The sequence below is a fragment of the Pelagibacterium flavum genome, from assembly GCF_025854335.1.
Classification (GTDB): domain Bacteria; phylum Pseudomonadota; class Alphaproteobacteria; order Rhizobiales; family Devosiaceae; genus Pelagibacterium; species Pelagibacterium flavum.
Genome location: NZ_CP107716.1, coordinates 2,730,723 through 2,751,221, shown reverse-complemented (window position 1 = coordinate 2,751,221; position 20,499 = coordinate 2,730,723). Strand labels below are relative to the sequence as shown.

The window sequence follows — 20,499 nt, the reverse complement described above, 5'->3', positions numbered from 1 at the left end:
GCCCCTGACGCCATCGCCGAAAGCGTCCTGAGTCATTGAGCCGCAGCTATTGGGCCACCGTTGGTCGACGCTCGGCTTCCGGGCGCACCATGCGCCAGTCAATGCCCTCGAACAGAGCAGAAAACTGGGAGGGAGAAAGCGTCAAAACGCCATTGCGAACCTGAGGCCAGACGAACTTGCAGCCCTCGAGCCGCTCGTGCACCAGAACCAGGCCGGTGGTCGCGGCAGCCGGCGACCCGTGGTCAGATTGCGGTGCGTTGCAGTCTGGCAGCTCTTGTCACCCTCTATGCGTTTCCAAACGCTTGGGAGGGTTTGTGAAAACTGGCGCGAGACCAAAAGCCGTTTGCCGTGACTGTAAGTCGTTCAAATCCCCTTTTGCGCAGTTCTTTCCCGGTCATCCGGTTCATCCAGCCGTGACCCATCAGGACCGTTTCAGATTCGGATGCGGCTTCCATCAACACGTCTGCGATTGCACGTGCGCGCACTTGGCATTCCGCAACATGCTCCTCGGCAGCCCCGCCGCATAACCAAATAATCCGGCCCAGAGTGGTCCAAAAAGAAGATTTCATGCGGAACGAGAGCGGGGGGATTGTGATAGCGGCTTCGTTGAACAAGGCTGAGCTTCGCACATATTCCGACCCTACCAGGGCCCTCGCCGACTGGACGGATCTCGGCAGAACACTGGAAAACACGCTTTGCACCCCAGTTGCCTTCAACCACGTTCTGAGAGAGTCGGGAGGATTGTCGATGATGCCCGCAGCGCGGTAGGCGTCCATCCAACCGCGATACTCCTTGCTTGATAGCGATGGCTGTGGCGGGCAATCGGGTGCACCGTGACGAATCAGATGGTTTCTCATGCTCGGTGACCTATCCTGGTGAGCCATTTCTTATCGCCCGGCGTTGATCATCTCACGGATTTTGATCGCTTTTTCGAAGTGATCCAGGCCATGGGTTTTTATCCACCATTCAGCAGCTTCCATAAGAAGATCAGGGTTATCATTCTTGTTCGCAAAGAACGCGTAGAATGACAATCCGACGCCTTCACCCTTCTTCACGATCTTATCGTCGCAGACGGAGATAGCTTTTGCCCTTAGGCTCGGTCTCATGGTCGGTCTCTTTCCGTCGCCAATCCGTTTTGAGGCAACCGATAGCAGATTCGGGATGGGCTAGTGGACTGCAACGAACGCTATGGGGTGGGGTGAACGAACATGATGTAATCGCGGGGAGCGGCGGCCACCGTTTGATATGGCGGCGATGTTGGAATGTCTGGCCAGCTGGCTGTCCCCCGGTAGGATGAAGTACGGGCTCACGATGAGAACCGGGCCCAGGCATCGAACGGAGGACAGCCATGCAGCACTATATCGGTCTCGACGTATCCATGAAAGAGACGGCAGTATCGATCCGGAAGGACGGCAATAGGATTTGGCGGGGCAAGTGCGCGTCCGATCCGCAACTGATTGCCGCAGTGATCCGCAAGCGCGCGCCGTATGCCCGGCGGGTCGTGTTCGAGACGGGACCATTGTCGGTATGGTTCTACCATGCGCTGACGGCAGAGGGCCTGCCGGCGATCTGTATCGATGCGCGGCATGCCAAGGCCGCGCTCGACATGGCGGTAAACAAGACCGATGCGAACGATGCCGATGGCCTGGCACATCTTGCCGAGGTGGGGTTCTATCGAGAGGTTCGGGTCAAAGGGTTCGACAGCATGTTGATCCGCACGTTGATTACCGCACGTACCATCTTCTCAAGATGCGTCTGCAGATGTCCAACCAAATTCATGGGTTGATGAAGACCTTTGGCCTCGTTGTGCCTAAAGGCGCGGGTAGCGTATTCGAGCGCAATGTTCGCGACCTTCTGCAAGGTGAAAAAGCGCTGGCGCGCATCGTTGTGCCAATGCTTCAGGCCTGGAGTGATATTCGATACCGGGCAGCTGAGTTGAGCAAACAGCTCGTCGCGATGGCACGTGAAGACCAACGTTGTCGCCTGCTGATGTCAGTGCCCGGTGTAGGCACCGTCACAGCTTCCGCCTACGTTGCCGCCGTGGAGGACCCGGCGAACTTCAGAAATTCTCGCGCCGTGGGCGCATGGGTGGGATTGACCCCGAGGCGCTACCAGTCAGGCGAGATTGATCATGACGGCCATATCTCTCGTCGTGGCGACAGTCATCTACGCGGTCTGTTATACGAGGCGGCCGCCGTCCTTCTGAACCGGTCGAGGGATAACAGCACCTTGCGAGTCTCGGCTTTGCGCCTGAAAGAACGGCTTGGCTTCAAGCGAGCGGCCGTCGCCCTGGCGCGCAAGTTGGCAGTGATCATGCATACCATGCTTCAAACAGGCGAGATGTTCAATCGGCACGAAGGAACGCCTGCCCCTGCCTGATTTTACAGTTGCGCTGCCTCCGATGAATTTGCCGACATTCACCCGACAGCGTTCCTTACCGAACGCACCGAGCCGTCCCTGCCGGGACGTGGCTGAGATCATTCCGCGCAGCGGGAAGCAACTGCCTCGTTTAGCAGATTGCGTAACGCACAGCTTTGCCACCCATCTACTGGAAGACGGCGTGGATGTCCGGGTCATCCAGGTGCGGGCGCGCCGGACGATGTTGACCGCCGCCGCAGGGCTCACCTGAAAGCGCGCAGCCGCCGCCCGCGCCGAACTGCCCTCTTCAACGGCCTCGACAAGCCGCTTGCGCAAATCCTGGGATAAGGGTTTCGCCAAGACCGGCGACGCCTTCCAAACATCGTGCCCCATTTGGCGAGGTAACCACAACCGCTGCAAGGTTGGATGACCATCCCATCGGTCCGGAAATTGGTTCGATTTCCACTATCGGCTCGTTATAGGCAGCCAATCCGAGCTTCCGGACCGATTCATCATGCCGTATGCTTGGCCGTGCGGTCTCGTGAGCAAGACGATTTTTCCTCTGCCCAAGTCATCGGACATCTTCGGCCCCAATTTTTCGCAGGAACCAGAAGGCCAATCCACCCAGCATACTGAGTACACCTAAAAACACCAGGACCCCCGCCAGACCAAATGAGGCGTTCACTGGAGCTGATGCCGCCTGAACAATGGCCGCCCCGACAAAGAATGACAGGTTGACCGCGGAAAGCGCCTTGCCGGCATGCCGGGGTTCGACGGAGGCGCGTCCGAGCGCGAACAAGAGTGGCTGAACCGAAATCACGATACCGAATGCAATAATCAAAGTGATATCAAAGCTTGCCGAGAGAACGTCAACGCCCATCACGCGCGCAAGCAAGCCGTTTTCTGCCCCGGCCGGAAGCAGAACAAGGGCCACACCGGCCAGCACATGGCCAACCGCCAACAACATGTAACTGCGGCCAAAACGTCTTTCGATGAGTCCAACGATCATCGGCATGGCAATCAGCATGAGCGTCAAGACAAGCAATACATTGCCTGCCGAGACCCTAGCCATATCCTTGGCCCCCATCAGCCAGGGTCCGCCCCACATGCCGCGGACGCCGATCATGACCGCAAAAGATACAAAGGCGAGGACGATAACACCGCGAAGTACTGGCGAAATGCCAATTTTCAGCACTTCTCTAATTTCCGAACCCACGCTGGCGGGCAGTTCGTGCGATGCGCGCACCGGCCGAATGGTCAGCTGCACAGTGACGAGCACGATCAGCGCAAACAGTGCGGGCAAACCATAGGCTAGTCGCCAGCCGTACTGCTCGATGAGCCATGCCATCGGGCTTGCCGAAATCACCATGCCGGTGTTGCCGATCGCCAAAATCACGGCTGACCAGAGGGCAAACCGGCTCGGGTCGGTCGTTCGTGCGGCATAAGTGAGGGGACACAGGAGCATGCCACAACATCCGATGCCCAGAACAATCTGCGTTGTGACAAAGCCTGCCGGCCCTTGCACGAGCGCAGCAAAAACCGACCCTACGACAACGATGCCCAGGAGGGTGCTGACGACCGCTTTGACGCTGTAGCGGTCAAGGGCAACCCCTACCGGAATCTGTCCGGCAGCGAACGCCAAATGATAAAATCCGGTCATTGCTGCGATATCGCCCGCGGATACCATCAGGTCCTGAGCGACCAGATCAGCAGAGACCGCCGGAAGCGTTCGCACGAGGTTGGAGATTGTGTGGCCTAGCGCCAAGACCATCAAAGGTAAGGCAGCCTGCCAGACCGAGCCATATAAAGCGTGGGTGTTGGCCGAAGTAGGCAACGGGCGGCGAGACAGCATACTGTTACTCATTGAAGGACGAAGAAATGGGGGCAGCGTTTCCTCTGCCCCCGATGGTTTACCTGCCTTTTCGCTTACCAGCTTCCGGTATGGCCGATCCAGAGATCAGACCACTGATCGAGTCGGGAGCGAGGCTTTGTTTCTGCTTTGCTCACTGGCGACCGCGCAATTGCCGGGTACGCTCGAAATAGTGCTATACGAACGTGATGGAGCCAGACCAAATTGATCCCAATTCTAGCAGCGCGACGGAGTTGATGTCGAAATCCAATAAGAAACCGGGGGGGGCGCGAGCCACTATGATGGACGTTGCGGCCGCAGCGGGTGTCTCCCAAGCCACAGTTTCACTCGTCCTAAGCGGCAGCAAGGGTGCGAGACTCGCTGATCATACCCGTCGAAAGGTTCTCGATGCCGCCCGGGAGCTGGACTATAAATTTGTCCGCCGAGGTTCTCGTGCGGCTCCGGATGGAAAGTCAACGATCGTTTTCATCGCTGACGAGACATCCACCGATCCGTGGATGTCGCTGGCGTTCGAGGGTGCCAGAGACAAAGCACTGGAATATGGCATCAGCGTATTGCTAGCGGTCAGTCACGGCGATGCCGACGCCGTGACCAATATCCTTTCGGGACTGGGCAGCCTTCCCATTCTCGGCGTACTGTATGGGACAATCCTCACGCGGCGGGTTCAGGTGCCGCCATTGCTTGCCAGCCGGCGTCTTGTTTTGGTCAATTGTTATGACGACGAGCGCAAGTTCCATTCCGTTCTGCCAGGAGACTTGATCGGAGGAAGGACAGCCACCGAGCACTTGTTGGCGATGGGCAGGAGGCGGATCGGGTTCATCAATGGACAAGACGGAGTGGATGCGGCGCGTGATCGGCTAAAAGGATACAAGCAAGCGCTGGCCAGCAATGACATCCCATTCGACCCCGCGCTGGTGCGGCCGGGCAACTGGGAGCCCTCAGCCGGGTACGAGATGACGCATGAGCTCATGAAGCTAGATAATCGGCCAGACGCAATTTTTTGCGCGAATGATCTGACGGCCTTGGGATGTTTTGATGCGCTCAAGGAATTGGGGTTGGTCGTGCCCGACGATGTCGCGGTAATCGGGTTTGATGATCGTGAAATTGCCCAGTACCTGCACCCGCCGCTGTCAACGCTCGTGCTGCCGCTTTACGAAATGGGCCGCTCGGCCGCCGAAATTTTGCTCGATACTGTCGGGGGGCTGGAACTTTCCCCGACGCGCACCAAAATCACGTGCGAATTAATCGCGCGTGAATCGACTGATACAGCCTCGCAAGACGTCGCCCAGTTCGGTTGATCGCGCCAAAGCGCCTGAGTGCCCGACTCGAAACTCTATGAGCAATTGCAGTGCCTTGCGATCCGCCGTGTTAGGATTCGGATGTGTGCGATGAAGATCCACGCCTGGGCGCTGGCGACCGATCTTTCCCAGTCTTTGGCCAAGCGCCGACAGCGTCCCAACCAGGCAAAGGTGCGCTCGACGACCCAGCGGCGCGGTAAGAGCTCGAACCCCTTGGCAGTGTCGGAGCGTTTGACGATTTGCAGATCCCAGCGGCCTATCTTGGCCAATGAACCGCGTAATTTGGGGCCAGCATAGCCACCATCGGCGAAGACATGACGCAGCCAGGGAAAGCTCGAACGGATCGATTGGAGCACGGTGGCAGCACCGTCCCGATCCTGGACATCGGCACTGTGGACGACCAGCCCTACCATTAAGCCCAGCGTGTCGGTGACGATATGGCGCTTGCGACCCTTGATCTTCTTTCCTGCATCATAGCCCCGGACCCCGCCGCTTTCGGTGGTCTTGACACTTTGGCTGTCGATCACGCCCGCCGAGGGTGAAGCCTCACGCCCTTCGCACTCGCGGGCTATCATCACCAGGTGATGGTTGATGATGGCGAGCAAACCGCTGTCACGCCAGTCATAGAAATAGCGCTGCACCGTCGATGGTGGCGGAAACTCTCCTGGCAGCAGGCTCCATTGGCAACCGCTCGAGGCCATGTAGAGCACAGCATCCATCACGGACCGCAAATTCGTGGTCCTCGGTCGACCGATAGATCGCGCAGGCGGCATGAGGGGCGCGATGATCGCCCATTCCTGGTCGGTCAGATCGCTTGAATAACGACGCCCACGTCGCGCATACTCGTGTCGGGCAGTTTCGGTCCAGGCCATTGTGTTCTCCGTTCAGTCTCGCAACCGAACTGAATCACAACCTGCTGAAACTGCTCAACTCTTTTCGGGTTGGGCTCTGAGAAATTGCCGAGTGATACGTGCGTCCTGCGAGGCGCTTGTTGCGTGGGTGGCGGTTATTCCGATGAGCGAAAATTGCGAAAGCGGTCAAAGGCCACTGCAATTACGATGAAGGTGCCGACAAAGGCGCCCTGCCAAAAAGTGCTGATGCCCAACAAAATGAGGCTATTGCGGATCACCTCGATCAGCAGCGCACCGACAACTGCGCCAAAGGCCGTTCCAACACCGCCAGCAAGATTGGCTCCTCCGATAACCGCAGCCGCTATGACGGTAAGTTCCATCGCCTGACCGAGATTTGTGGTGACGCCGCCGAGCCAGCCGACTTCCAGAACCCCGGTAATGCCAGCCATGAGCGCGGCAAATACATAGACCGAGATTTTAAGGTGCTTGACGGGTATTCCTGTCAGCTTGGCAGCCTGTTCATTGCCGCCAATTGCGAAAAGATGTTGGCCCCAGCGCGTCCATCTAAAAAGAAACGCGGTAAGAGCTGTTAGAACAACGAGCACGATTACAGGGTTCGGTATGCCATAGGTGGCGCCGCCGCCGAGCTGCAACAGCAGGGCGTGGTCGGGGCCAAATTCGTAAATCATCTTGTTGTTGGACAGCACCATCGCCAGTGAACGCGCCACTGAGAGCATGCCTAATGTCACAACGAAGGGGGGCATGCCGGCATAGGCAATGAGCGCACCGTTGACCATGCCCACGAGCGCTGCCACCAGCAGGGCTGCCGGGATGCCAACCCAAATCGGCAAGCCGGACGACATCAGAACGGCCACCGCCATTGCCGAAAGCGCAACCGTGGAGCCGACTGAAAGATCGATCCCGCCAGAGGCAATTACCGCGGTCATGCCGAGCGCGATAATTCCCACGAACGCGAAGTTGCGGGTGACGTTGAAGATGTTGCGTTCGGTCGCGAACGTGTCGGTAAATATCGTGAGTGCGAGACACGCCAGGAGGGCGGCGATGAACACCCAGAAGGTTTGGTGGCTGGCAAGACGCGTGAGCGCGTCCTTATGCTCGGAGCGATCAATCACCTGGTGGATAGCGTTGCTATTGGACATATTTTCTCCCCGGATCGCTCCACGACTGTCTTTTGCAACAGCGGAATTGGGAGCGGAATTTTAGCTCTTGGTTCAGGCTGCCTCGATGGCGCCGGTGATCAGCCCGGTTACTTCCTCGGGCGAAGATTCGCTCGCCTTCTTGCTTGCGACCAGGCGCCCGCGGCGCAGCACCGCAATCTTGTCGGCGACCTCGAAAACGTCCGGCATGCGGTGGCTGATCAAAACCACTGCAATGCCCTGGTCGCTGAGGTAGCGGATGAGCTTGAGGACTTCGGCAACCTGGCGGACCGAAATTGCGGCGGTTGGCTCGTCCATCAGCACGATCCGGGCGTCATAAAGCAGGGTACGTGCAATCGCGACGGCCTGACGTTGTCCTCCCGACATGCGCCGGACCAGGTCCCGTGGCCGGGTTTCCGATTTGATGCGTTCGAAAAGCTGCGCTGATTTTGCGCGCATCCCGGCATAGTCCACGATGCGGATTGGCCCGAACGGCTTGGTCATCTCACGGCCAAGAAACACATTGGAGGCGGCCGAGAGATTGTTGCAGATCGCGAGGTCCTGGTACACGACTTCGATTCCCGCCCGCTGCGCGTCAAGCGGCTTGTGAAATTCAGCAGGCTTATTGGAAATAAAGATCTGACCTGATGTGGGTGCGAAGTTTCCTGCAATGACTTTAACGAGTGTAGATTTCCCCGCGCCGTTGTCTCCCATCAGCCCAACCACCTCTCCTGGCTCAATGGCCAGAGATACATTGTCCAATGCGTGAATTGCGCCAAAGTTTTTACTAATATTATCAAGTCTGAGTGCGCTCATTTTTGCCCCTCGTAATCAGCCCTGCAGGTGCCGGGCCGAACTCAACTCGCTGCGACCCTACCAACCACACGTTATCACTGCCACAGCGCGGAGAGCTACATACCTTTCGGCCCCCGATGTCGAATATTGGGCTTGACGATCAGAGGCAGAACGATAATATTAGCATATTATATAATCAATCGTACCCGCTCAAGATCGCTAATAATGCGCGATAATGCGAAGCCGGGCCGATTGGACCATTTTGCCGCGCACGGACACCCCGAAAGCGGCAATTCATCCTGGCCATTGTCCCAAGGATTGGGCGCGGCTGGGTACAACACTGGGAGGATGATTCAAGTTGAGGTACGTACGTCAAATTTCGGCTATTGCCGTTACACTCGCGCTAGTCGCCCCTGGGGCGCTTGCCCAGGACAAAAGAACCCTGGCCATCGTGGTCAAGGGGCTGGATAATCCATTTTTCGAGCAGATCAACCTGGGGTGTCAGGATTGGGGAGCCAACAATCCGGACTCTGATTTTGAGTGCCTATACACCGGCCCGGCGTCAAGCGCCGATGAGGCCGGCCAGGTCCAGCTCGTGGATGACCTGATCACGCGGGGCGTGGATGCCATTGCCATTTCCCCGTCCAACGCGCCCGCCATGGCCAACCGTCTGCGGGAGATCGCCCCCGATATCCCGGTAATGACGGTGGACGCTGATCTTTCGGAAGCCGATCGTTCCCTGCGCGCCACGTTCCTGGGCACTGACAATTACTTGATGGGCGTGATGATGGCCGAACAGGCCCAACGGCTCAAACCAGAAGGCGGCACGATCTGCCTGCAATTGGGCAACGTCGCCGCCGACAACATCAATGCTCGCGCCGCCGGTTTCCGCGACACTATCGCTGGCACAGAGGGTACCGATCGGCTGAGCGGAGAAGGCGGCTGGAGCGAAATCGAAGGATGTCCGGTCTTTACCAATGATCAGATCGACTTGGCCAACCAGCAAATGGCGGACGTATTCACCGCCAATCCGGACCTGGATGCCTTCATCTTGATCGGCGGCTGGGCTCAGTTTGCGCCCCAGGCCTATGCGCAAGTCACCGATCAGGTCATGGACCGCCTTGAGAGCAACGAATTGATCATTGTGGCGGGCGATACCCTGCCACCACAGGTCCAAGCCTTTAATGAAGGCCGCAGCCATGCCCAGATCGGCCAGCGACCCTTTGAAATGGGTCAGCGCGCTCCTGACGTCATGATCCAACTCATCAATGGCGAGGCGGTTGAAGATCCGATCTACACGGGACTTGACGTGTGCACCCACGAAGAGCCGGGTTTCTGCGCCCAGTAAATCGGGGCGGACCGGACACGCGACACTCGCCCAAGGGTGAGAGGGCATGGCGCTTTGGGTGCTATGCCCTCGACAAGCCCCGCACCCAAACCTGCCAACAGACTGATGGCCATGACACGTCGAACCTGTGCGGGTGACGGCCGTGGACCAAGGACTAGTGCAATGAAACTTTTGATTACCGGGGCGACCGGAAAAGTGGGTTCAAATTTTCTGCCTGCCTTTCTGAGCGCCGAGCGCTTTGCTGGATGGTCCGTTAGAGCCTTGTGCCACAACCGCATGCTTGAAATGGACAACGTCGAGTCCGTTCGCGGCTCGCTTTCAGACCGCGAGGACGTCGCGGCCGCGATGTCGGAGGTAACCCACGTCCTGCACCTGGCCGCAGTCAAGGAATCCCCGGACCTGGCGATGGATGTCGGGGTCAAAGGCATGTTCAACCTGCTTGAGGCTTTTCGCAGCTCTAAGAGTGCAAACCAGTTCATCCTCATGGGTGGAGACTGCTCTGTGGGCCACATCTTCCATGACTATCGCGACCCGATCACCGAGAGCGCGCCCCGTCGCGCCTACCCGGGCTGCTATGCGGTAACCAAGGTCATTGAAGAGGTCATGCTGGAACAATACCAGTTCCAGTACGGCATTAATGGCTGCTGCCTTCGCGCGCCATGGATCATGGAGAAAGACGATTTCCGGCATGTGCTGAGCTTTAAGGCTCAGTTTGGGGGCCCGTCCTGGAAGGACCTTCTGCCACAAGCCGAGATCAGCCGCCATATCGCTGATGGGGCAATTCCTTTGCTGCGCGGTCAAGATGGTGCGCCTCTGAGACGCAATTTCGTGCATGTCAGCGACCTCGTCAGCGCAATTCTTGCAGCGCTGGATAACCCGGCGGCCAAGGGGCAGCTGTTCAATATATCGATGGACCGGCCGGTCGATTACGCTGAGATCGCAGCGCATCTGAAAGCGACGCGCCAATTGCCCGTAACCGATATTGCTACGCCCTATTTCTCCAATTGGCTCAGCAATGCCAAGGCCGGCCTGCTGCTTGACTGGCATCCGCTCGTGGACACCAAACACCTTATCGAAAAGGCGTGGAGCTATGTCCGCGCCGACAATGATCCGCGAACCGTCTGGTACCCGGGATGATCCGGAAGTGCCTGGTTCGAAACAGCAATATCCAAGACGATCCGATGCGCGTGGCTATCAGCGCCACGGTGTGATCGGGCGTCCAGGGATATGTACGACCGTTCACGCAAATGAATGCGGGACGGGTCAATTGGAGAAATGACGACCAGCGGAGCATGTCCACTGGTCGCCGATTTGGGAGGTTAGGAATGAACTTCAAATTTGCATTGTCTGTTGCCGTTCTTGCTGCAGCAATCACGGGTCCTGCGCTAGCACAGGACAAGCCCCAGCTCGCCTTTGTGGTCAACGCTGCGTCCGATTTCTGGAAGCTCGCCGAAGCCGGCGTGAACAGGGCCCAGCAAGAACTGCCCGACTACGACCTACAGTTTCGCTATCCCGCCCAGGGTACTGCAGCGCTGCAAAACGCGCTGATGGATGATCTTGTTGCCGCCGGTACCGATGCGATTATGATCTCCTCGGCCGATCCAAAGAACTCAGTGGATGCATTCAACCGTATTGCCGGTCAGGTCCCTTTGTTCACCACCGATAGTGATGCCCCCACCAGTGACCGCATTGCCTATCTTGGCTCTTCCAATACGCTAGCCGGTGTTCAGGCGGGCGAAATTGCCCTTGAAGCGATGCCCGATGGGGGAAAATGCATGGGCTTTGTCGGGTTCTTGGGGGCCGACAACGCAATCGAGCGTATCGCAGGTTTTCGCCAGGCCGTTGAGGGTTCTGGTATCGAACTGCTGGACGTGCGCGGCGACGATGTAGATTTTGCCCGTGCACGCTCAAACGTTGATGATGTTTTGGCTGCCAGTCCCGATATCGACTGCATGGTCGGCTTTTACTCATACAACCCGCCCAAGATCTATGAGGCCCTACAGGCCGCCGGTAAACTTGGCGAGATCACTGTCATCGGGTTTGACGAGGATCCGATAACCCTGGGGGCTGTACGCGAAGGGACCTTTGCAGGAACGGTGGTTCAGGATCCCTATCAGTGGGGCTATCAGGGCATGCACCTGATGGCAAAGTTCCTTGAGGGCGATGCTTCGGAGATTCCCGAAGACGGCCTGATGATCGTTCCGACAAAGGTCATCGATCAGAGCAATGTGGATGCGTTCGAGGCTGAACTTAAAGCACGCATCAACGGCTGATCATTTGCCGTGCCGCACGGGACCTTCGAGGGTCCGGTGCGGCATGGCTGGTTTAAAACGCCCAATCAAGATTTTCGCCAGCGCAACGCCGGGAATTTTACCAGCCCAATGACCATCATGACCGAAACACAGCGGCCGATGCTGTCGCTCGAAAACATTTCCAAGGTATACCCTGGGGTCGTTGCCCTATCCGAGGTGTCGCTGCGCGTTCACAAAGGGGAGGTCCTTGCCCTGATTGGGGAAAACGGTGCAGGCAAATCAACCCTTATGAAAGTGCTCGGCGGCGTGATCGAGCCAAGTTCGGGGGCAATCGTACTCGTCGACCAGCGTTTCGACCGGTTAAGCGTTCCCCAATCGCAGGCAGCAGGCATTGCTTTTGTTCACCAAGAGCTCAACGTCTTTGACAATCTCGATGTCGCCGCCAACATATTCCTGGGCCGCGAAATCCGCCAGCGCGGCATCGGTCTGGTCGATAACCAGGCCAGTTATGACGCGGCAAGGCCGCTGCTCATGCGCGTGGGTGCGACCTTCGGGCCCGATACACCGGTTGCGGATTTGTCGCTGGCTGAGCGGCAATTGCTGGAAATTGCCAAAGCCCTTTCAATTGATGCTCGTGTCGTGATCATGGACGAGCCGACATCTTGCCTCACACTGACTGAAACACAGACGCTGATGAAAGTGATTGCCGCCCTAAAAGCCGACGGCATATCGGTTATCTATATTTCCCATCGGCTCGGTGAGATCCAAGAGTGCGCCGATCGCGTCCTGGCGCTGCGGGACGGCCAAGTCGCTGGTGAATTGGCAAAAGATGAGATCAGCCATGATGCCATGATCCGGCTGATGATCGGCCGTGACCTTAGGGCACTATATACGCCGCCCTCACGCGAGGTCGGGTCCACAATACTCTCTCTTAAAGGCATCAGAACTGCCGCCAACCCGCAAGCAAGCGTCAATCTGGACGTTCGCACCGGAGAGATCCTCGGGGTGGCTGGACTGGTCGGTGCCGGGCGCACCGAGCTTGCCGAGGCCATCTTCGGCATCAGCGAAATCATCGAAGGCGAGCTTGCGTTGGCCGGACACCCGTTTCGCCCCGGCTCGCCACGCGATGCCATCAACGCCGGCATCTACCTTGTTCCCGAAGACCGCAAGAAAACGGGTCTTCTGCTCGAAAGTTCGATTTGCGAAAACATTTCGCTCGCAGACCTGAGCTCTGTTGCGCGCTTTGGGTTCGTTTCTCACAAGGCACAAGTCGTGCGGGCGCTCGAGCAGCGCGAAAGGCTCTCCATCAAGTCGGGCGACGTCCTGCGCAACGCCGCTGAGCTATCGGGGGGCAACCAGCAAAAAGTGGTTCTGGGCAAGTGGCTGTCCATGAGGCCCAAGCTCATCATTTTTGATGAGCCGACACGCGGTATCGATGTGGGGGCCAAATCCGAAATATACAAACTCATGCGCGCACTCGCTGATGCGGGGGTCGGCGTCGTAATGATTTCAAGCGACATGGAAGAAGTCATTGGGGTTTCCGATCGGATTGTTGTCCTGCGGAAGGGCCGGGTTGCAGGCGAATTGCTGCGTGCGAGCTTTTCAGAACACAATGTGCTCAAGCTGGCCGTCGCGGAAGATTAGGGAACACAAAAAATGCACAAGAAAGATCTGTGGTTGGCCGTATTGATCCTGGTGGTGGGTGCGATCGTTTATATGCGCAACCCGCTGTTTATTTCGCCGATCAATCTGGGAAATACCGCCAACCTTATCGGCCTTTTCGGGCTGTTCGCCATCGGCCAGGCCTTTGTCATCATGACGGGCGGTATCGATCTATCCGTGGGGTCGATGATAGCGCTGCTTGGGGTGTTGTTTGTCGAACTGGTCGGGCGGCTCGGGGTGCCGTGGCCGTTGGCGATCATGATTGCTGTGATGGCTGGCACGCTGATGGGGTTGGCCCACGGTCTGTTGATCACAAAACTGAAAATGCAGCCTTTTGTGGTCACACTCTGCGGACTGCTCATCTATCGAGGTGTGGCCCGAGGATATACCGGGGAAGCAACGGCAGGCTTTCCGTTTGGCGCGAGCTTTCCTGGTCTCGAATGGGTTACGATCGGCCGGACACTGGGTGTCCCGCACTCTTTTATCGCTATGCTTGTTTTGGGCGTCGTTGCTTGGTTTGTGTTGCATCGATCCGTCTATGGTCGGCATCTTTATGCCGTAGGCAAGAATGAAGAGGCAGCTCGTTTTTCGGGGGTGCGAACTGACCTCGTCATCACGTCGGCCTATATCATTTGCGCAGTGCTGACCTCGATAGCAGCCATCTACTTTGCGATGTTCACAAGGTCGGTCCAGCCATCATCGCACGGCAACTTCTATGAACTTTATGCCATTGCTGCGGCCGTTCTGGGCGGATTTTCGCTTCGGGGCGGGGAAGGTTCAATTGTCGGGGTCATTTTGGGCGCTGTGCTGATCCAGCAACTTCAGAACCTCGTTAATTTGCTCGGCATCCCGTCATCACTCAATTTTGCGGTGATGGGCGGCGTCATTCTTGCAGGTGTTCTGGCCGACCAGCAATTTAACAGATATCGCGAGAGGCAGCGCGCGGCACGTGCGTTCGAAGCCCTCAATCATCAAGCGGCGGCGACGTCCTGACCGAAAGTCACATCGCGTGGGCGACGGCCCGGGGACGTCTGGCCCTTACAGTCAAATCCGTCCGCATTTCGTGAGCAGAGCCATCAAGGAGCATCCGTGTCCAAAGCAACAAAAGTCCGTTGGGGGATCCTTTCGACCGCTGATATCGGGATGACGAAGGTGACGCCAGCAATCATGAAGTCAGAGCACTGCGAGGTGACGGCGATCTGTTCTCGCGACTTGGCCAGGGCGCGGTCCGCTGCCGATAAACTCGGGATTGAAAAGGCTTATGGAACTTATGAAGAGATGCTGGCGGATCCGGAAATCGATGCGATCTATAACCCGCTTCCAAATCATCGCCACGTTGAAATGACGATCGCGGCGAACGCCGCGGGCAAGCATGTGCTGTGTGAAAAGCCTATAGCACTCAGTGCCCAAGAAGCGAAATTGCTGCGCGGCTGTCGTTCTGATGCACTGATCATGGAAGGATTTATGGTGCGCTTCCATGCGCAATGGCTGCGCGCCCGCGAAATTGCTCGCTCCGGGGAACTCGGGGACGTGCGGGCAGTGCGTGCAGTGTTTTCCTATTTCAACGATGACCCGGACAACGTGCGCAACATGGCCGAGATTGGTGGGGGCGCGATCCTCGATATTGGGTGCTATCCGGTGACGGGTGGGCGCTTCTTTTTCGAGTGCGAGCCCGAGCGGGTCATTGCCCTGATCGACAGGGACCCACGTTTTGGAACGGACCGGCAAGCCAGCGTTATCGCCGACTTTGGCAAGGGGCGTCAGCTTGTGTTTCTGGTCTCGACCCAGTTGGTCAACAGCCAGTCGATCGAAATTTTCGGCACTAAGGGACGTGTCGAAATTGTCATCCCCTACAATGCACCGCAAGATGAAGCCACGGCGCTAATCATCGATCAAGGACTGACATATGATGGGTATATGTCGCGTCGCGAGATCTTGGCCCCCAGCGATCAGTATACTGAGATGGCCAACGCATTTGCGCTGGCCGTGCTTGGCAAGGCCGAGTGTGATTATGGCATTGAGGACGCTATTAACTCAATGCATGTGCTTGACGCCATTTTTGAAAGCGAGCGAACAGGCACATGGGTCCAGGTCGAAAAAGGGGAGCGAACAGGCATGGAGCCCATTTAGCGAAAGGTCAGCAGGGGGGCGGGGGTTGGCAAGTGCGCAGGGCTTTCAAAAAAGTTTTGGCAGGGGTGCTGCTGGCAGATTATACGCCCTACCGTATGGATCGATTTTATCCGCGCTGGCGTATAAGGAGTCTTTATACTCCAAGCAGTATATTGCGATGGTATACGCCAATCCGTATACTGGCGTCGGAGGATATAAGATAGACATCGCACGCTCGCCCCAACAGCTTGGCGCAATTCTGCGACGCTATCGCAAGAAGGGCGCTCTGACGCAGACCGACGTAGCCGCCGGAACACAGCTCCGGCAGGCGACCATTTCCGCGCTGGAAAATGGAGAGGCGGGCACGCAGCTCAGAACGCTTGCCGAAGTGCTCGCGGCTCTCAACCTTGAACTGGTTGTGCAACCGCGCCGCAAGTCGAGCCCTTCTGACATTGAGGATCTCATCTGATGGAGCGCCGAAGATCAAACGCGCCACTGGGGGTGGTTTTGAACGGGCGAGACCTTGGCGGCTGACCGCATTGCTTCGGTCAGTGACGCACTACCCCCGGACACTCCTCAACATCTGTTGACCACAGTTGTCGCTGGCATCGAGCAACGTCTGCGTACCTTAAGCCTATGGCGGTAGGTGGCGCCGCGTGCCGTCATCGCTCCCCATAAAGGGGAGTTTTGAATCAGAACTGACTTGATTTGTGTACCATTTTCTCAACACGACCTAGCCAAAGATCTCATCATAGATGGATTCGACCCGCGTCACTTCTTCCCCGGTGAGCGCATCGAATTCCTTTGTGCGGGCACGGTTTGAGAGCTTTCCGTCATTCTGATCGAGAAATCGGAACAGCAAATCGACGGTGCGCTCAGGCATGTCGATCATGCCTTCGATATGGCGTCGAAATTCATCGTAGCGGCGCAGGAAGTCTGTCTCATAGGGCAGATCGTGCTCAATGGTTCGCTTGACACACTCATAAAGAAATTCGGCGTGCGGGGTGGCATCAAAAAAGCGATAAAAATCGCCTGTATCGTCCAGAATCCGGACATTGAATTTGTCGGTTGGCTTCCAGCGGATATTGGGTAACAAGCGCTGCGAATAGGATTCGAGCGTAGCGCGGTATTGGTCGATCTGATCCAGGATCGCAGCCGAGACCGGGAAGACAACGCCGGGCGGATTGTAGCCGCGCTCGGCCAGCACATGATGGATGAGATAGCGGTGCAGGCGGCCATTGCCGTCTTCGAACGGATGGATATAGACGAAGCCAAAGGCGAGGATGGCGGCGGCAATGACGGCGTCCATATGTTGAGCTGGGCCATGATCGAAGGCGATCATACCGGCAAGAAGGGATTGCAGGTCCTCTGGCCGCGCACTGATGTGATCGGGCAGCGGCAGGCGGCTTTCCCGGTCATGTTGGCCGACAAAGCCGCCTTCATCTCGAAAGCCAAGTGTGATGAAGCGAGCATCGCCGATAACGATGCGTTGTAGGCGCAGCAGTTCGTGCTCATCAAGCGGCTGCTTGCCTGCTTCTCCTATAGCGCGGCCCCAGCGCTGAATGCGGTCCTGGGGCGGGCTTTCCCCTTCAATGGCATAGCTGGACTTTGAGTCCTTGAGTAACAGGAAGGCGGCAGTGCGAGCGAGGACGTCGCGCGGCACATCGGCCACGACATCCCTGGCCCGTTGCGCCAAGCCGTCAGCGATGAAATCTTTGAGCCGTCCGGTGCGAAAGACTAACGGGCAGAAATCCGGGGTGCCGGGCAAGTTGTTGCGCAGCCGGTAGCGTGGCGCTGTTTCACCTTCGATGCCCCATTGCAGGTCAGGATCGAGCACGGGAACATACTTACCTGTCTGGGCATCGGGCAGGTCCAAATTCTCGCCGATCAGCCATTCATAGAGAAACCAGACGCGCCTCGCATAGGTACCGGCTGGCTTCTCCCTTGCGATGGTTTCGATTGGGCCTGGCCCAACACAAAGGAACAAGCGTTTCAATACTGCTAGATCGAGACCTTCATATTTAAGGGCGAAGGTCAGGTGGCCTTCCAGGCTGGCGTCTGGCGCATGGCGTGGTGTCATGATCCGCCAGCTGCTCTGCTCCAGCATGCGGTGATGAGCGCCTATAGCGCAAAGGGTGCGCGGCAAGGGGACTTCGAGCCCATAGGCATCAATCAGCGCGCTGTAGCCAGCAGGCGTCGCGGTTTCAGGAAGGCGTCTTTCCTGAAAAACAGAAACTGGGCCTGAAAATTGATTCTGAGAGGCCGAAGCCATGAAAACCGTGCCTAACTCGAAGTTGTATGGTGTCAGAAACTACTTTTTCCTGAATTTTGATTCTAACACATGAAATATGGTTCTCACAGAAGCTTATCGTGAAAAACGATCTTTAGTCTATCAGTCTCGCTAGCGCCCGCCTTACGACGCCAAAACCAATGAGAGCATCGCTTTATTGGCACTCAAATTTGTCAACTCACGTTGACATATTGGCTTCGCCCCAAAGTCAAACTGGCTGGCAACCAGACGACCATTGAATAGCCCCGAGTTTCGTGGACACCCTCGGGTTAGTTTTCCTGCTGTCGTTCGAACTCGACGGGTGACAGCATCCCGTTCCGGACGTGCTTTCGTTTTGGGTTGTAGAACATTTCGATGTAGTCGAACACGTCCTGCCTTGCCTCTTGGCGTGTTCGATAGGTTCTGCGCCGTATCCGCTCACGCTTGAGCAGATTGAAGAAGCTTTCTGCCACAGCGTTGTCGTGGCAATTCCCCCGTCGGCTCATTGAATGCTCAAGATTGTGATGCTTGAGAAATGCTGCCCAGTCCATGCTGGTGAACTGGGAACCCTGGTCGGAATGAATCAGGACCTTGTTCTTGGGCTTTCGACGCCACACTGCCATGAGCAAAGCCTGCAACACGACGTCGGTTGTCTGGCGGCTGTGCATTGACCAGCCGATGACACGACGTGAGAACAGGTCGATGACAACGGCCAGATAGGCAAAGCCTTCCTGGGTTCTGATGTAGGTGATGTCGGTCACCCACGCCCTGTCTGGAGCCTCCACATCGAACTGGCGGGCCAAGGTATTGTCGACCACGATCGAGGGCCTGCCGCCATAGGAGCCGGGCCGTCGCTTGTAGCCGATCTGCGCCTTGATCCCGGCAAGCCTCGCAAGACGAGCAATGCGGTTGGCACAACTGGTCTCTCCCTGATCGAGAAGGTCGTCATGGAGCTTGCGGTAGCCATAGACCCTGCCGCTTTCCTTCCAGGCATTGCTGATGAGCTCCGTCTGACGTGCATCTTCCAACGCCCGCTTGCTCAGCGGATTCTTCAGCCACGCGTAGAAACCGCTGGGTCGGATGCGCAGGCAACGGCACATTGCCCGAACCGTGAACTGCTGGCGATGCTCGGCAATGAACGCGTATCTCACTTTGCATCCTTGGCGAAATACGCGGTGGCTTTTTTTAAGATGTCGCGCTCCTCGGTGACGCGCGCCAGTTCCTTCTGAGCTACTCCCCGAAAATGGGACGCTGACGTAAGCTACGAATTGTTGTCTGCTGGTCTTCGACGATGGAGATCAGAGATGTCGAAACGAAAGCAGCATTCGCCCGAGTTCAAGGCGAAGGTCGCCCTGGAAGCATTGAAGGGCGAAGAGACGGTATCGGAATTGGCGAGCCGGTTCGGTATCCACCCCACGATGATCCACCAATGGAAGCGGGCGTTACTCGAAGGGGCATCGGGTGTGTTCGAGCGTGGCGGGCGCAAAAAGCCAGAGATTGACGATGAACAGGTCAAGGATCTGCACGCCAAGATCGGAGAGCTGGCCGTCGCCAACGATTTTTTGTCACGAAAGCTCAAGCCCTGGGGCGGGAAGTGAGACGGGGGATGATAGAACCTGATCACCCCGTTCTCTCGATTGGCAAGCAGTGCACGCTGCTGTCGCTCTCGCGTTCCTCGTTCTACTACACGCCGAAAGGCGAGACCGAGATCAACCTCGCGCTAATGCGCAGGATCGATGAGCAATTCCTGGAGACACCCTTCTTCGGAGTCCGGCAGATGACCTGGCACCTGCGCAATGAAGGGCACCTGGTGAACGAGAAGCGCGTGCGGCGGCTGATGCGGCTCATGGGGCTGATGCCAATCTACCAGAAGCCCAATACCTCGAGACCGGCCAAGGGACACAAGGTTTGGCCGTATCTTCTAAAGGGATTGAGGGTGGAACGTCCGAACCAGGCCTGGGCTGCGGACATCACGTATCTTCCGATGCGCCGGGGCTTTCTCTACCTGGTGGCCATCATGGACTGGCACACCCGCAAAGTCTTGGCCTGGCGCATCTCGAACACGCTGGAGGCAGACTTCTGCATCGAAGCATTGAACGAGGCGGTCCACAAGTTCGGCCCACCCGAGGTCATGAACACCGATCAAGGCAGCCAGTTCACGTCCTTTGCCTGGACCGATCGGTTGCGACGAATGGGAGTGCGCATCTCCATGGATGGCAAGGGGCGGTTCCTCGACAATATCTTTGTCGAGCGGCTCTGGCGCACCCTCAAATACGAATGCGTCTATCTGCACGCTTGGGAAACTGGATCACAGGCTCGTGCTGGCGTCCGCGACTGGATGGAATTCTACAATCATCGACGCCCTCATTCCGCCCTTGGCGGTAAACCGCCTGCCGTGATCTATTGGCAGCGCATTGAGCAAAACCAACCCGACCAGCAGGTGCAACGAGTAGCTTAATTTACGCCGAAATCTGTCCAGCGATTGGGGGGTAGCTCAATGACCCGGCGCGCAAGGAGCATCCTCATATCA

Annotated in this window: 17 protein-coding genes and 2 pseudogenes; 10 read left to right on the top strand and 9 right to left on the bottom strand. The window is 57.2% G+C overall.

Annotated features, from left to right (window positions below):
• Positions 1-46: 46 nt before the first annotated feature.
• The 3 genes from tnpB to OF122_RS13940 form a co-directional block, all read right to left on the bottom strand.
• On the bottom strand, positions 47-211 hold the full coding sequence (tnpB, locus tag OF122_RS19765) for an IS66 family insertion sequence element accessory protein TnpB (protein ID WP_408636336.1): 165 nt from the start codon (positions 209-211) through the stop codon (positions 47-49).
• A 73-nt stretch (positions 212-284) separates the two neighbouring features.
• Complete coding sequence (locus OF122_RS13945) at positions 285-776, bottom strand: hypothetical protein (RefSeq protein WP_264224805.1); 492 nt, start codon at positions 774-776, stop codon at positions 285-287.
• Positions 777-887: 111 nt separating this feature from the next.
• Positions 888-1,106, bottom strand: coding sequence for a DUF6500 family protein (locus tag OF122_RS13940; RefSeq protein WP_264224804.1), 219 nt, complete (start codon positions 1,104-1,106; stop codon positions 888-890).
• Positions 1,107-1,348: 242 nt separating this feature from the next.
• On the opposite strand from OF122_RS13940, the pseudogene OF122_RS13935 reads away from it, so the two are divergent.
• Positions 1,349-2,379: pseudogene (locus OF122_RS13935) on the top strand (IS110 family RNA-guided transposase).
• Between the two features lie 550 nt (positions 2,380-2,929).
• On the opposite strand, the gene OF122_RS13925 reads toward OF122_RS13935, so the two are convergent.
• Complete coding sequence (locus OF122_RS13925) at positions 2,930-4,210, bottom strand: MFS transporter (RefSeq protein WP_264224803.1); 1,281 nt, start codon at positions 4,208-4,210, stop codon at positions 2,930-2,932.
• Between the two features lie 296 nt (positions 4,211-4,506).
• Between OF122_RS13925 and OF122_RS13920 the strand changes: the two genes are divergently transcribed.
• Positions 4,507-5,526: a LacI family DNA-binding transcriptional regulator gene (locus tag OF122_RS13920; RefSeq protein ID WP_264224802.1), complete on the top strand. Its 1,020-nt coding sequence runs from the start codon at positions 4,507-4,509 to the stop codon at positions 5,524-5,526.
• A gap of 35 nt (positions 5,527-5,561) precedes the next feature.
• Here OF122_RS13920 and OF122_RS13915 read toward each other — a convergent pair whose 3' ends face one another.
• The 3 genes from OF122_RS13915 to OF122_RS13905 form a co-directional block, all read right to left on the bottom strand.
• Positions 5,562-6,398, bottom strand: coding sequence for an IS5 family transposase (locus tag OF122_RS13915; RefSeq protein ID WP_264224526.1), 837 nt, complete (start codon positions 6,396-6,398; stop codon positions 5,562-5,564).
• Positions 6,399-6,532: 134 nt separating this feature from the next.
• A complete protein-coding gene (locus OF122_RS13910) occupies positions 6,533-7,537 on the bottom strand; it encodes an ABC transporter permease (RefSeq protein ID WP_264224801.1) in 1,005 nt (334 codons plus the stop codon).
• 72 nt (positions 7,538-7,609) lie between these two features.
• Entirely contained in the window at positions 7,610-8,350 is a 741-nt protein-coding gene (locus tag OF122_RS13905) for an ATP-binding cassette domain-containing protein (RefSeq protein ID WP_264224800.1), read from the bottom strand.
• 337 nt (positions 8,351-8,687) lie between these two features.
• Here OF122_RS13905 and OF122_RS13900 point away from each other — a divergent pair, with 337 nt between their 5' ends.
• The 7 genes from OF122_RS13900 to OF122_RS13870 all read left to right on the top strand — a co-directional run bounded on the left by OF122_RS13900 (position 8,688) and on the right by OF122_RS13870 (position 16,169).
• On the top strand, positions 8,688-9,677 hold the full coding sequence (locus OF122_RS13900) for a sugar-binding protein (RefSeq protein ID WP_264224799.1): 990 nt from the start codon (positions 8,688-8,690) through the stop codon (positions 9,675-9,677).
• A 162-nt stretch (positions 9,678-9,839) separates the two neighbouring features.
• Positions 9,840-10,814 (top strand): NAD-dependent epimerase/dehydratase family protein, encoded by a 975-nt coding sequence (locus OF122_RS13895; protein WP_264224798.1) that lies wholly within the window; start codon positions 9,840-9,842, stop codon positions 10,812-10,814.
• 188 nt (positions 10,815-11,002) lie between these two features.
• Positions 11,003-11,950 (top strand): sugar-binding protein, encoded by a 948-nt coding sequence (locus OF122_RS13890; RefSeq protein ID WP_264224797.1) that lies wholly within the window; start codon positions 11,003-11,005, stop codon positions 11,948-11,950.
• A 108-nt stretch (positions 11,951-12,058) separates the two neighbouring features.
• Positions 12,059-13,573, top strand: a complete 1,515-nt coding sequence (locus tag OF122_RS13885) for a sugar ABC transporter ATP-binding protein (RefSeq protein ID WP_264224796.1) — start codon at positions 12,059-12,061, stop codon at positions 13,571-13,573.
• 12 nt (positions 13,574-13,585) lie between these two features.
• Positions 13,586-14,584, top strand: a complete 999-nt coding sequence (locus OF122_RS13880) for an ABC transporter permease (RefSeq protein ID WP_264224795.1) — start codon at positions 13,586-13,588, stop codon at positions 14,582-14,584.
• A 96-nt stretch (positions 14,585-14,680) separates the two neighbouring features.
• Positions 14,681-15,721, top strand: a complete 1,041-nt coding sequence (locus OF122_RS13875) for a Gfo/Idh/MocA family protein (protein WP_264224794.1) — start codon at positions 14,681-14,683, stop codon at positions 15,719-15,721.
• A gap of 25 nt (positions 15,722-15,746) precedes the next feature.
• Positions 15,747-16,169, top strand: a complete 423-nt coding sequence (locus OF122_RS13870) for a helix-turn-helix domain-containing protein (protein ID WP_319019367.1) — start codon at positions 15,747-15,749, stop codon at positions 16,167-16,169.
• 264 nt (positions 16,170-16,433) lie between these two features.
• On the opposite strand, the gene OF122_RS13865 is transcribed toward OF122_RS13870, so the two are convergent.
• Positions 16,434-17,972 carry a Fic family protein gene (locus OF122_RS13865; protein WP_264224793.1) on the bottom strand — a complete coding sequence of 513 codons (1,539 nt, stop codon included), beginning with the start codon at positions 17,970-17,972 and terminating at the stop codon, positions 16,434-16,436.
• Between the two features lie 287 nt (positions 17,973-18,259).
• Positions 18,260-19,197: pseudogene (locus OF122_RS13860) on the bottom strand (IS3 family transposase); the annotation flags it as partial.
• 76 nt (positions 19,198-19,273) lie between these two features.
• Between OF122_RS13860 and OF122_RS13855 the strand changes: the two are divergent.
• Positions 19,274-20,427 (top strand): IS3 family transposase gene (locus tag OF122_RS13855; protein WP_408636244.1). Its coding sequence is split into 2 segments (ribosomal slippage): positions 19,274-19,550 and positions 19,550-20,427, totalling 1,155 coding nucleotides; the frame shifts between segments, so codons are not numbered across the junction.
• Positions 20,428-20,499: the final 72 nt, after the last annotated feature.

Excerpts from the sequence above, each read along its gene's own strand:
- OF122_RS13945 (WP_264224805.1), bottom strand. The coding sequence starts at position 776 with ATGGACGCCTACCGCGCTGCGGGCATCATCGACAATCCTCCCGACTCT.
- OF122_RS13940 (WP_264224804.1), bottom strand. The coding sequence starts at position 1,106 with ATGAGACCGAGCCTAAGGGCAAAAGCTATCTCCGTCTGCGACGATAAG.
- OF122_RS13925 (WP_264224803.1), bottom strand. The coding sequence starts at position 4,210 with ATGCTGTCTCGCCGCCCGTTGCCTACTTCGGCCAACACCCACGCTTTA.
- OF122_RS13920 (WP_264224802.1), top strand. The coding sequence starts at position 4,507 with ATGATGGACGTTGCGGCCGCAGCGGGTGTCTCCCAAGCCACAGTTTCA.
- OF122_RS13915 (WP_264224526.1), bottom strand. The coding sequence starts at position 6,398 with ATGGCCTGGACCGAAACTGCCCGACACGAGTATGCGCGACGTGGGCGT.
- OF122_RS13910 (WP_264224801.1), bottom strand. The coding sequence starts at position 7,537 with ATGTCCAATAGCAACGCTATCCACCAGGTGATTGATCGCTCCGAGCAT.
- OF122_RS13905 (WP_264224800.1), bottom strand. The coding sequence starts at position 8,350 with ATGAGCGCACTCAGACTTGATAATATTAGTAAAAACTTTGGCGCAATT.
- OF122_RS13895 (WP_264224798.1), top strand. The coding sequence starts at position 9,840 with ATGAAACTTTTGATTACCGGGGCGACCGGAAAAGTGGGTTCAAATTTT.
- OF122_RS13890 (WP_264224797.1), top strand. The coding sequence starts at position 11,003 with ATGAACTTCAAATTTGCATTGTCTGTTGCCGTTCTTGCTGCAGCAATC.
- OF122_RS13885 (WP_264224796.1), top strand. The coding sequence starts at position 12,059 with ATGACCATCATGACCGAAACACAGCGGCCGATGCTGTCGCTCGAAAAC.
- OF122_RS13880 (WP_264224795.1), top strand. The coding sequence starts at position 13,586 with ATGCACAAGAAAGATCTGTGGTTGGCCGTATTGATCCTGGTGGTGGGT.
- OF122_RS13865 (WP_264224793.1), bottom strand. The coding sequence starts at position 17,972 with ATGGCTTCGGCCTCTCAGAATCAATTTTCAGGCCCAGTTTCTGTTTTT.